This window comes from Planctomycetota bacterium (assembly GCA_039182125.1).
Lineage (GTDB): Bacteria > Planctomycetota > Phycisphaerae > Tepidisphaerales > Tepidisphaeraceae > JBCDCH01.
The window spans coordinates 18,361-30,311 of sequence record JBCDCH010000051.1 but is presented as its reverse complement, the minus strand read 5'-3'; the positions used below and the strand labels follow the sequence as shown (position 1 = coordinate 30,311).

Here is an 11,951-nt window from a genome sequence, read left to right as displayed (position 1 = left end):
GACCACCGCCAGCACGTCATCCTCGCTCATGATGAGCAGCTCTTCGCCGTCGAGTTTGATCTCGGTGCCGGCGTAGCTGGTGAAGAGGACCTGGTCGCCTTTTTTGATCTGCAGTTCGGCGAGTTCGCCGTTGTCGAGCTTCTTGCCGGCGCCGACGGCCTGGACTGTGCCGCGCTTGGGCTTTTCCTTCGCGGACTCGGGCAGAACGATGCCGGACTTGGTGGTGGTCTCGGCATCGGAGCGCTTGACGAGAATGTTGTTGCCGAGGGGACGAAGCTTTGCCATGGGTGGGGTCTCCAAAGGGAAGTTGAGTTTGAAAGTTAGTTTCGTGACGCGTCGCCGGGCCATTGGTTGCCATAGTGGCGACGGACAAGGCGAGCAAGAGTGTCGAGCAGGGCGTTGAGCTCGACGGGTTTGTTCAGAACCGAAAAGACACGCAGGGCCAGCGCCTGCTGCAAGACGTTGCGCCCGGTGGCGGCATCGGCGAGCAACACGATCGGCGGCGAGCCGGGCTTCTCGCAGAGAACGCGGGCGATTTGCAAGCCGCCCATGCCTTCGAGGTTTTCATCGAGCACCGCCACATGCACGCGGTCCGCAGGACGCTCGAGGGCATCCATCACGTCACGTCCCGAGAAGGCCGAGACGGTGCGAACGCCTTGGGGCTCAAGCAGCGTGTCGACCTGCCGATGCCACGCGGGCCGTGAGTCGCCGAGCAGTACGGTCAGCCGGGCGGCCTTGGCGCTGGACGCTTCGGGGTCGGGATGGCGCACGCGTGGCGACATGGCGAACAGCAAAACAAGCCGTGTGCCACATCTGCGGCAATCAATCGGACCCGGATGATCGGCCCTGACGAGCCAGGAACGCCGATCCGGGAGGTTCCGAGCAGGTGCGAGCCGCTGCCATGCTGACGAGCGATTCCCGACGGTCTGCCGGTTTGACAGCGGCGCATCAGTGCGGTTGTCGCGGGAGTTTTTCGGCGATCCGTCTGGCCGGTGACAGATGTATGCTCCGCTCATGTCGATCGAATCTGCCGGGGGGAGAGCCGTCATCTCCGTCGCCCAAGCCGCCCGCGTCGTCACCGCACTTAATCAGGTCGCCTCCACGGACGGGCCGACCGCCGACGGTGAAGAAAAGGTCCGTGTCCTGCTCCGCGAACTGCAAACGCTCCTCGGCTACGAGGCGGACCTGGAGACGATTCTGTACGAAGACCTGGGACGCAAGCCGGTGCCGAAGATCGCTCGGCGGGTTTGGTATGGGCCGACGTTCGAGGAGATCGAGCCGCGGGATGATGCCGCGGTTCAGGATGCGGCCGATGCGGGGGCGGGGATGTGGGACATCTTCCGTGCCAAACTCAAGCAAAACCGGCCGTCCCCGTGCGTGGCGGTCTACTCCGAAGATCATGGCGGCGGTGGGTGGTTTGAGACGATGCGTGAGCAGTTCCTCGTCCCCCACGGTTGGGCCGACATCCTCTGTGCCGGCTGGATTGATCGCCGCGACCGCCTCGTGCAGTTCATCGTCTTGCGCAAGGAGACGTATCCGCCGTTCGGCCCGGCCGAGCGAGAGCTCATGGAACTCATGGTCTGCGCCGTCGCGCCGCTGATCGACCGGGAGATGTTTCGCGACGAAACGCCCGAGACGTTCGGCGGTCTGAGCCCGCGACAGACCGATGTGCTTCGGCACCTGCTCACCGGTATGAGCGAGAAGGAGGTCGCTCGCGCCCTCCATCGGAGCGTCGAGACGGTGCATAATCACGTCCGCGCGATCTACCAAAGGTTCGAGGTCAACAGTCGCGGTGAGTTGATGGCGAAGTTCATCGACCGCCGCGTACTCGAAGGGGTTGGCGATGTCGGTTGACCTATCGAAGCCGGCCGGGATCGCCGAAGCCGAGCAGCTTCGCATCGTGCGAGTGATGACCGAGCTGACTTATGAGCACATCGACATCAACGGCGGAGCAGCGTGTTATCTACACCCCGGTTCATGGATGAACAACACGCACGGGCTCGGACATCGTGGTCCGATCGATGCCGAGGTGTTGGAGCAAGTGACGGCGTTCTACGCCGAGCGCGGCGTGCCGGCGCAACTCGACCTCGCGCACACCGTCGCAATGCCGGCGTTGCCGGTGCTGGCCGAAGCCGGGTATCGCATGAGCGACATCGACGATGTGTATCGTCTGGACCTGCCGGCGAAACTCCCCGAACCCGACGCATCGATCGTTGTCCGGGAAGTGTCGCGCGCCGAGGCGGGTGAGGCATGGCTGCTGCTTTCGCATCGTGCCGCTTGCGGTGATGAGCAGGCCGAGCCGACCGCTGCTGAAGCGGAGGAAACAAGGCGTGTCATGGAGCATCCGCGATCGAGGCTGTTCGTCGCGGAGATCGACGGCGTGCCGGTCGGTACCGCCGGGCTGGAAACGGCCGACCCCGTGGCCGCGCTCTTCGCCGGGGCGACCTTACCCAGCGTCCGGCGCCGAGGCGTGCAGCGGGCGTTGATCATCGCCCGGCTCCGTGCGGCCAATGCGTCCGGTTGCGCCGTCGCGACGATCGGCTCCGAACCGGCCGGCCCCACCGCACGCAACGTGGAACGGCTCGGATTCACCCTCGGATTTGTACGATTCGAATTCACCAAGCCGCACGGCTGACCTGTGTTACGTCGATCCGCTCGATCGGCGTGCCCACAAACCTTGTGCGTCTTGTTAGGATGAATCGTAAGGTGAAATCATGTCCGAACGGACGCCATCACTGCACGTCTCCGACGCGGCTGCGGTGTTAAGAGCGCTCAATGCCGCGCTTGATTTGCCGACCACCGGTCGAGCCCGCGTCGAGACCATGCTCGCCGAACTGCGCCGGCTCATGCACCGTGACGCCGACGTGACCATGTTGCTTTTCGATCAACTCGAACGGCTACCGTGCCCGCGGGTCATCGACCGGGTCTGGGTCGGGGCCAACTTCGAGCGCCTCGAGCCGCGATCGCTCGATCAGATGCAACAGATCGTCGACCTTTGCGAGCCGATGTGGCGCGTGACACAGGCGAAGATCCTCAACGATGGCCCGGCCGTTTCGCTGTTCCGTGAGGATCGACCTGATTGGTACGAAGAGACGTTTTTGCCCCAACACCTCGAGCCGGCGGGCTGGGACGACATTTGCTCGGCCGCATGGCGGCTCGACCACGGCGGTCACATGGTCCAACTCCACGTCCTGCGGACGCCGGACCAACCCGCGTTCACCGAAGGCGATCGTGACCTGATTTTCCTGATGATGCAGGCGATCGCGCCGCTCATCGACCGTGAGATGTTCGCCGTGAGTCAGCTCGGCGTCGGCGACCTGAGTCCGCGACAGCAGGACGTGCTGCGTTTGCTTCTTCGGGGCTTGAGCGAAAAGGAGGTCGCCCGTGAAATGCACCGCAGCGTCGAAACCGTCCACAACCACGTCCGCGCGATCTACCGCCACTTCAGCGTCAACAGCCGCGGCGAACTAATGGCACGGTTCATCGATCGAGAGATGATCCGGTGAACCAGGGCGGCGGTTTGGGGCTGGGATCGGTCTCGGTTTGATGGACCATTTAAACATCCAACGGCGGTCATGGACACGCACCGGGTCCGGTCCAACCATGCCGGCCCCTGATGATCGATTTCTTTCGCAAGCACACGGCCAACGCAAAGGATGACACGCTTTCCGGACTGACCGTCGCGCTGGCGTTGGTGCCCGAGGCGGTGGCTTTCGCGTTCGTGGCAGGCGTATCGCCGCTGATCGGGTTGTACTCGGCGTTTTTCATGGGGCTGATCACGGCGGTGCTTGGCGGTCGGCCGGGCATGATCAGCGGGGCGACCGGGGCGATGGCCGTGGTCGTCGTCGCGCTCGTGGCGGACAAGGGGCTGGCGTACCTGTTCCCGGCGGTCATTCTCGCGGGGCTCATTCAGATCACGGTCGGGTTGCTGCGTCTGGGCAAGCTCATCCGCATCGTGCCGCACTCGGTCATGCTCGGCTTCGTCAACGGCCTTGCCATCGTCATCGGACTGGCACAGGTCAGCAGCTTCAAGGTCCTCGGCGACGATGGGGCGTTGCAGTTCATGACCGGCGCGAAGCTGGGCGTGATGCTCGGCATGGTCGCATTCACGATGCTGATCATCTGGGGCTTGCCGAAGCTCACCAGGGCGGTGCCGTCGAGTCTGGTGGCGATCGTGACGGTGACGCTGTTGGCCTTGGGCATCAACGCGGCGACCGATGGGGAGAACCTCGCGCCGACGGTGCGGGACATGCTCGTGACCAACACCCAGGGTCAGGTGGTCAAGGTCGCCGCGACGGAGAAGGTGGGTGTGACGCTCGCCGAGTTCAACGAAGATCAGTTGCCCGAGGGCCTGGCGGTTGTGCCGGTTGACGAAGAACTGGCTCTCACCGAAGCCGAAGTTGCGGAGGTGATCGCACCGGTCACCGCCGATACGGTCGGTCTCGACGGAGGTATCCCCCGGCCGTTCTTCTTCACCGAGGACTGGTCGATCGACGCGTCGACCTTCGAGCCGTACAAGCTGACCAATCTCGGCGAAACGCTTTGGATCATCCTGCCGTTCTCGCTTGTGTTGGCAGGAGTGGGCTTGATCGAATCGTTGATGACGCTGACGCTGGTCGACGAGATCACCGAGACACGCGGCCGGGGGAACAAGGAATGCGTCGGGCAGGGCGTCGCGAACGTAGCCACCGGTCTCTTCGGCGGCATGGGCGGGTGCGCGATGATCGGTCAGTCGCTCATCAACGTGAACTCCGGCGGGCGCGGCCGACTCTCCGGCATCGTCGCGGCGTGCATGCTGCTGCTGTTCGTGTTGGTGCTCGCGCCGATGATCGAGCTGATCCCGATGGCCGCGCTGGTCGGCGTGATGTTCATGGTCGTCATCGGCACCTTCGAGTGGGCGACGCTCAAGATGTGGCGCAAGGTGCCCGCGGCCGACATCTTCGTCATGCTGCTAGTCACGCTCTACACCGTGTTTATGCACGATCTGGCAACGGCCGTCATTCTCGGCGTCGCGGTCAGTGCGCTTGTGTTCGCCTGGCGGCACGCGCTGCACTTGGGCGTCGACATCAAGTACAACGACGCCGGCAGCAAGATCTACCAGCTCCACGGCGCGCTCTTCTTCGGCAGCGTCACGCACTTCAACGACAGCTTCGATCCCCGGCACGACCCTGACGATGTCGTGATCGACTTCTACTACACGCGCGTCTACGACCAGAGCGGTCTCGAAGCGATCAACAAAATCGCCGACCGCTACAAGGCAGAGGGCAAACGCTTGCACCTGACGCACCTGAGCGACGAGTGCCGACAGCTGCTTGACCGCGCTGACGATCTTGTCGAGGTGAATCTGAGCGAAGACCCTCAGTACCACGTCGCGACGGACCGTTTGGGTTGAACGCACGCGCTTGTTGATCGCGTGTGCCTATGCTGTTCGCGTCGGCCGAATGCTGTTCGGCGGACGCGACTGTTTTCTTCGCATTCGTTCGATGTCCCCGCGTGATTGCGGCCCTCGAAAACGTTGAGGCCAGTCACCACGCACGGGCCATGAGTACTCGCCGACCGATCGGCCGGGCATGACGTGCGTGCCACGAGACACCGACCGAGAAACACGCTTTGTCCAACATCACCTTTCGCGAGCTACGGCTCGATCAGACACTCCTAACCAACGTTGATGCCGAGGGCTACACCCGCGCGACGCCGATCCAGGCCGAGGCGATTCCGCGAGTCCTTAGCGGCCGTGACGTTCTCGCCAGTGCACCAACGGGTACCGGCAAGACCGCCGCTTTCACCCTGCCGATGCTCCAGCGACTTGGCAAGGCAAAGGGCCCACGCAAGATCCGCGGCTTGGTCCTTTGCCCGACGCGGGAACTTGCCACGCAGATCGCCAACAGCCTTTCGGCCTACGGTCACGGCTTTGGCCTACGGCATGTCGTGCTCTACGGCGGCGTCAACCAGCACAAACAAACCCGCGCGCTCAAGGCCGGCGTCGACATCGTCATCGCCACGCCCGGTCGGCTCATGGACCTCATCGACCAGGGCTTCGTCAAACTCCACGACGTGAAGATGTTCGTGCTCGACGAAGCCGATCGGATGCTCGACATGGGCTTCATCCCGGCGGTGCGCAAGATCGCCTCGTACATCCCGGCCAAGCGGCAGACGCTGATGTTCAGCGCGACCGTGCCGCCGACGATCAAGAAACTCGTCGCCGAGCTGATGAATAGCCCAGAGCGGATCGAAGTGAAAGGCGAGGAGGTCGCGGCCGACCAGATCGATCAGTCGATCTTCTTCGTCAAAAAGGAGGACAAGCCTGATTTACTCGCGCACGTCGTCAAGCAGTATGGCGTGAAGTGCGGGATCGTCTTCAGCCGAACGAAACACGGGGCTGAGCGCATCGTCCGCCAACTCAAACAGCGTGGCCATCACGCCGTTTCCATCCACGGCAACAAGAACCAGAACCAGCGTCAGCGCGCCCTTGACACGTTCAAGGCCGGCAAAGTGCCGTTGCTGGTCGCGACCGATGTCGCCGCTCGCGGTATCGATGTCGACGGCGTTACGCACGTGATCAACTACGACCTGACCCACGAACCCGAGACGTACGTCCACCGCATCGGCCGAACCGGTCGGGCCGGGGCGTATGGCAAGGCGTTGAGCTTTTGCAACGCCGAGGAACGTGAGCACCTGAAGGCGATCCAAAAGCTCTTGGGTCGGGAGATCGAGGTCGACAGCCGGCACCCGTACACCGACGGCAAGCAGCGCGTTCCGATGAAGCCGCAAGGTCCGAGCGGCAAGCCGAAGGCCGCGAAGGCTCCACGTGCGTCTCATCCGCTCGAGCATCTCGCCGGCGGCGGCGCCGGAACCGGCAAGGCGCCGAAGAAAAAGGGTCCGAAGAAACCGCACCACCGCGGCCAAGCCGGCAAGGCGAAGCGGCGTGGTCCCCGCAAAGCCGCGACGCGCTAGTCTTGCTCGATCGGCAAGCCGACATCGAGTCGGTCGGCTATGAATCGGGCACGTCGGCCGGCCGGCGTGTCTGGCATGCTGCGGGCCAAGCCGCGTAGCTTCCGTTTGCCGACCAACGGTTTGTCCTCGAGATCGGCCAGTGCGTCGTCGAGCCGGCGGTCGGCGAGGTCGTGGCGCTTGAGTGTTGCTTCGTCCGGTCCGTCGCGTTCGTCGAGATGACCGAGCGCCTTGTCGAACGTTTCGGCCGGCGGGTAGGTATGACCCATGCCCTGAACCTCGATGTACGTCACCGCCGTGAAGCCGTCGGCCTCGTAAGCTTGGGCGTAGGTGTGGCATTGCTCGCGGTTGCCGTCGCCGCTGCCGGTGACGATGACGAGCGGCTGCATGGCGGCGAGCTTCTTCATGCCGGGTGTCGGGGCATGAAACGCGCGCCATAGCTTGCCCGGTCGGGATGGCGGCTCGACTTCGCGATAGAAGTTGCAGCCGATGATCGGCAGGGCACCGCGGAAGATGTCCGAGTAGTTCACGCCGAGATGGCTTGCACATCGACCGCCGCCGGAGAGGCCGGCGACATACACGCGTTCCGGGTCGATGTCGTATTGGAACGGAACGTTGTAGGCCGCGTCGAGCGCAAGCCCGAGCCGCTGCATCAGGTTGCGGTCGTTGCCGGTGTTGTGGGCGCTGACCCAGATCAAGCGGTGCTTGTCGAGTGCCGCTTCGTAGTTGGGCGGGACGCGTCCGTCCGGCGTGGGTGAGATCCACACCAGCAAGCCGAACGGTTCGCCGTTCGGCTCGCGGGTGTCGGGCACGCGTAAATGGAAGCGTTCGTTGGCGAGCTCATATTGCTGCTGCGTCCGCCATTGCCCGGGCCACGCGAAACGCCGGACCAACTCGGTCGGCTCCGACGATGGCGCGCGGTTCTCGAAGGTCACGTCTCGTGACCCGGTTTCGGCTGGAGCTTGGCCGATGAATGCCAGGAGCGCCGACGCGAGGAGCGTTGCAAACATGGCAGGATGCTACCGCATCTTCAGCGTGTGCGACGCAGGGCAATAAGCGCGAGTCCCGAGCCGATGCCCAGCGCGGCAAGCGGTTCCGGGATCGGCGTGCTCAGGGCGACGACGTTGCCGATGATCCCGTCCTCGCCAAGATCCCCGTAGAGGAAGGTCAACGTTTCCGCCTCGGCGACGGTCGTGCCGGTGAAGATGATGCCCAGCGAGATCGGCACGCCATCGATGCTGATCAGGTCATCGGGGTCCGTGGAGCCGAGGCTTCCCGCGTCGATTTCCGCGATCCGGCCCGGCGGGTTGGACACGTCGACCCAGCCCGAAAACTGGCTGGCAAGGGAGATAAAACCGTCCGAGGAAAGCTGAAGGTTCGGACTGTCGATTTGGTACGAGGAAAGCAAAGCAGGCGTGGCGTCGTTGCCGATCAGCAGGGCTTCGCCGGTGTCCACGTCGATGACCAGATCAATCTCGCCGGGCGCGGCTTGCTCGATCCCCACGGGCGCTGCGGCAACCGTGTTCAGAAACAGACTTGTGGCACATACAGCGATCACGGTGCGTAAGACTTGCATCATCTCTCCGGAGCATACCAAGGTGGCTGTGACGGATGCGAGGAAAATCACTTGAGGATGTCGTCCGCGACACGCCCGCCGCTGCCGCGCAATGGCCCGTCGCCATCGGCGAAGAGTGCGGCGGGCCCGGCGGGTACCGTTTGGTTAAAGTTGGCGCGAAGAACGAGGAAGTCGAGGATGTCGACTTGGCCGTCGTAGTTGAAGTCGGCGTTGTCGAAGCCGGGGTTGTCGTCGCGGTTGAAGTTGTTTCGTAGAACGAGGAAGTCGAGGATGTTCACGTCGCGGTCACGGTTCGCGTCGCCGGCAAGCACGAAGAAGTTCGTCGATGCCGTGCCGAAGGAACCGTTGAACGTCGCGACGTAGTTTCCGTTGGGCAGCAGCGTGTCGAAGTCGAAGGTCGCTTCGCGGGTCCGCTGGTCGAACCGGACGGCGCTCGGCTGCGGGGCCGATCCGCCGCCTAGCGCGACGACGGTCACGTCGCTCGGATCGACGACGTCTGTCGGGTCTTCGTCGAACTGCACCGCGACGCTCTGGTCGAAGCGGAAGTTGAAGCTTGCATCGGTGGCGACGGGGCCGCTACGCCGCACGAGCATGATGCCATCGGTGTTGATGACGCGGGTGTTGCTGTCATCGCCGGCGAGAGTGACGATGGGTGCGGTGCCCTCGGCGAAGGTGTAGGTGCCGAGGCTGAACCAGCCATCGGAATAGTTATCTTGGTCGACGGTGATGTCAGTGCTGCCGGCCAGATCGGTGACGGTGTAGGTCACGGCGTTGGCATGGCCCGAGTGATTCTGGCCGCCCCAGTCACCGATCCAGCGGGTGTACACTTCGTATTCGCCGGCGGTGGGGAGGGTCGGGGCGTAGGTGACCGAGTTGCCCGAGGCGTTGGTGGCGAAGGCGGCGTTCTCACCGATGTAACCGCGCGGGAAGCCGACGGTTTCGGTCCAATCACCGACGTAGGTGGCGGCCGAGTGATTCTGGTCGACGATGATTTCCTTGCGGATGTCCCAGAGTTGGTCGTTGCTGAAGCCGACGTAGTTGGAGCCGACGATGGTGCCGGTGCGGGTCACGCCGTTGCGTGTTTCCTCGACCGTGCCATAGGTGGTGCCCTCTTCCGGATACGGCTTGTAGTTGTTGACGACACTGAATGCCGCGTCGATCGTGATGTATTGCGGCGTCGTGTTGCCGAAGTTATTGAGGTGAGCGTTGCCGAACACTTCGGTCCGTCCGCCGTTGATGGTTTTAACGTGGGTGCCTTCGTTTTCCGTCTTGAACCCAAAGACCCAGACATTGGCGCCGTCGTTCACGATGCGGGCGTCGAGTTCACTGTCGAGTCGTGTCGTGTCTTCTTCGATGTTGAGTTGGCGTGCCCAGACGTTCTGGCCGCCCTGGAACTTGATCGCGTTACCAACGGTGTCGTTAATGTAGACATCGCCCGGGTGGTCGACGATGGGGCGGTAGTTCATGCCGGTCACGTCGTTGAACACGAGAGTTCGGTCCGAAGCGTGATCGAAGAACGGGGCGGAACCGACGAAACCGAAGTTGGCGAGGCGCTCGAAGACGACGGTATCGGGACCGGTTTCGCCAATGACGATGCGTGCGGGGTCTCCGAAGAAGTTGGCGTTCATGCCAGCTTCGGTGCCGATGAACCGGTGAACGTTGCCGCGGATTTCGATGTCGGTGTTGAGCGTCCATTGACCGTTTGGGATGTAGACGGTGGACGCGCCGGAGTCGATCGCTGCTTGAATCGACGGGCCGTCATCGATGTCATCATTGGGCAAGCCACTGAAGACGCCGGGGCTTGTTTCGATGATGTGGTTGTGCGGTCCGTCCCAGTCGGCCAAGTCATCCCAGGGAACGGTCGGTGATTCCTTGATCGGCAGGCCCAGAGTGGTGTCCGGCGCGTCGTCGAACAGTCGGGTCATGCCGCCGCCACTTCCGGGGTAGGCCCCATCCGACCAGAACTCGTGGATGTAGTCGCCGTCGATCCCGTCGTTGCCCCGATAGCCCCGCCAAGAAAGCTGATTGGCGTTGTACAGCGAAACGTCATAACCCGAGGTTGTGACGTTGCGGGCGTACATGAAACCATAGGTGTGGATCGCGCGATGTGCCTCGGCTCCGGGCAGACCGGTCAGCGTGGAATCGATGAGCACCACGTGTGACGGGCCGCTGCTGAACCGATAGCCCTCGTTACGGAACGCCGGCACGCTGTTTTCGCTGAGGAGACCTTCGACCCAAATCTGGCTCGTGGTTTCGTTGACCCAGCCGATCTCGCGTTGGTTGCGGATCGTGATGTCCTCGAAGGTGCGCGCGACGTTTTGCCAGGCGCTGTGGATGCCGATGGCGAAGCCCTCGACGGTGACGTCGCGGACGAGGATCGGTCCGATCGCGGCCGTGTGCGAGAGGTTCAAGCCGATGTCGCCGGAGTCGGGTGCCGCGCGGAGAGTCACGTTGGCGACGGTCGACTGGTTGTTGCCGTGGAACTTGAGTCCGTCGGCTTGCGGGTTTCCGCTGCCGACGTCGAGGGTCATGTCACGCACGGCGGTGCGGAAGAACTGTTCGACGCCGGACTCCCAGGCGACGATGCCGCCATCGAACGGCGAGCCGTCGTCGTTGGTCAGATTGTCGGAGAGTTTGAGTACGGTACCCGTCTCCGACTGGCCTTGGAGGATGACGTCGGTCAGGTAGTTGGCACCGTAATCCAGCGAGACCCGATCGAGTTCGAAGCCGACTTCGCGGGGGACGATCTCGACGGTGTTGATGCCGTCCACTAGTCGTACGCTGGTGTTGATAATTCGCTGCTCGACGAAGTCATCACCAGTGATCGCGGGGCCTCGGATGATCCAGTCGCCGCCGTTCACCCGGTAGTAAAAGCTGTTGCTGGCTTGGTCGGGGGCACGGTAATCGATGCGTAGTCGGCGATTACCAGCAAAGGCCTCGAAATCGTAACGCAGCGTTGGTGCGCCCGGTGTCGGGAAGTCACCCGTGGCAGCCTGCCCGCTCTGGATGGCTCGAACGAAAGTGCGATCGCCCTCGGTCACGGTTTCCCAATACGCGGGATCGGGGTTGAAGGTCTCTGCCTCGCCGACGAAGTTCTTCTTCTCCAGCCGGATCTCATCGCTGATGTCGTACTGCCCGTTGGGGAAGTAAATGATCCGGCTGCTGGGCGTCATCAGGTCGAACAGCCGTTGCAGGGCGGCGGTGTCGTCGATGCCGTCATCAGGGATCGCTCCGATGAACGGATCGGTCACATTCACCACACCCGCGTCGGCGGGGAATTCGATGTTGGCCAAACCCGGTTGGGCGCCTGCGAGCAGGCGTCTCGACTCGAGCGGTTCGATCGGGTTCGCCACTCTCGCCATTTCGGTACGAGCAGGCCGGCCGAAAACATTGTCGGATGTACGGATTGAAGCTCCCATGGGAG

The 11,951-nt window shown here is 63.1% G+C and carries 10 protein-coding genes; 5 read left to right on the top strand and 5 right to left on the bottom strand.

Features of this window, described 5'->3' with window-relative positions; translation table 11 throughout:
- Both AAGD32_13180 and AAGD32_13175 read right to left on the bottom strand, forming a co-directional pair.
- Positions 1-285: co-chaperone GroES (locus AAGD32_13180; protein ID MEM8875196.1), on the bottom strand; the 285-nt coding region annotated here is incomplete at its 3' end.
- A 35-nt stretch (positions 286-320) separates the two neighbouring features.
- Positions 321-782 (bottom strand): response regulator, encoded by a 462-nt coding sequence (locus AAGD32_13175; GenBank protein MEM8875195.1) that lies wholly within the window; start codon positions 780-782, stop codon positions 321-323.
- Between the two features lie 232 nt (positions 783-1,014).
- Here AAGD32_13175 and AAGD32_13170 point away from each other — a divergent pair, with 232 nt between their 5' ends.
- The 5 genes from AAGD32_13170 (at position 1,015) to AAGD32_13150 (ending at position 6,954) form a co-directional block, all read left to right on the top strand.
- Complete coding sequence (locus AAGD32_13170; protein ID MEM8875194.1) at positions 1,015-1,854, top strand: LuxR C-terminal-related transcriptional regulator; 840 nt, start codon at positions 1,015-1,017, stop codon at positions 1,852-1,854.
- Positions 1,844-2,635, top strand: coding sequence for a GNAT family N-acetyltransferase (locus AAGD32_13165; protein MEM8875193.1), 792 nt, complete (start codon positions 1,844-1,846; stop codon positions 2,633-2,635). Before AAGD32_13170 ends, AAGD32_13165 begins: the two co-directional genes overlap by 11 nt.
- A gap of 79 nt (positions 2,636-2,714) precedes the next feature.
- Positions 2,715-3,506 (top strand): LuxR C-terminal-related transcriptional regulator, encoded by a 792-nt coding sequence (locus AAGD32_13160; protein MEM8875192.1) that lies wholly within the window; start codon positions 2,715-2,717, stop codon positions 3,504-3,506.
- Positions 3,507-3,616: 110 nt separating this feature from the next.
- Positions 3,617-5,392 (top strand): SulP family inorganic anion transporter, encoded by a 1,776-nt coding sequence (locus AAGD32_13155; GenBank protein ID MEM8875191.1) that lies wholly within the window; start codon positions 3,617-3,619, stop codon positions 5,390-5,392.
- A 218-nt stretch (positions 5,393-5,610) separates the two neighbouring features.
- Complete coding sequence (locus AAGD32_13150) at positions 5,611-6,954, top strand: DEAD/DEAH box helicase (GenBank protein MEM8875190.1); 1,344 nt, start codon at positions 5,611-5,613, stop codon at positions 6,952-6,954.
- Here AAGD32_13150 and AAGD32_13145 read toward each other — a convergent pair.
- The 3 genes from AAGD32_13145 to AAGD32_13135 are packed head-to-tail and all read right to left on the bottom strand — an operon-like array spanning position 6,951 to position 11,880.
- A complete protein-coding gene (locus AAGD32_13145; protein ID MEM8875189.1) occupies positions 6,951-7,961 on the bottom strand; it encodes a PHB depolymerase family esterase in 1,011 nt (336 codons plus the stop codon). The two genes, AAGD32_13150 and AAGD32_13145, sit on opposite strands and share 4 nt — an antisense overlap.
- 20 nt (positions 7,962-7,981) lie before the next feature.
- On the bottom strand, positions 7,982-8,530 hold the full coding sequence (locus AAGD32_13140; protein MEM8875188.1) for a hypothetical protein: 549 nt from the start codon (positions 8,528-8,530) through the stop codon (positions 7,982-7,984).
- Between the two features lie 44 nt (positions 8,531-8,574).
- Positions 8,575-11,880, bottom strand: coding sequence for a glycosyl hydrolase family 28-related protein (locus tag AAGD32_13135; protein MEM8875187.1), 3,306 nt, complete (start codon positions 11,878-11,880; stop codon positions 8,575-8,577).
- Positions 11,881-11,951: the final 71 nt, after the last annotated feature.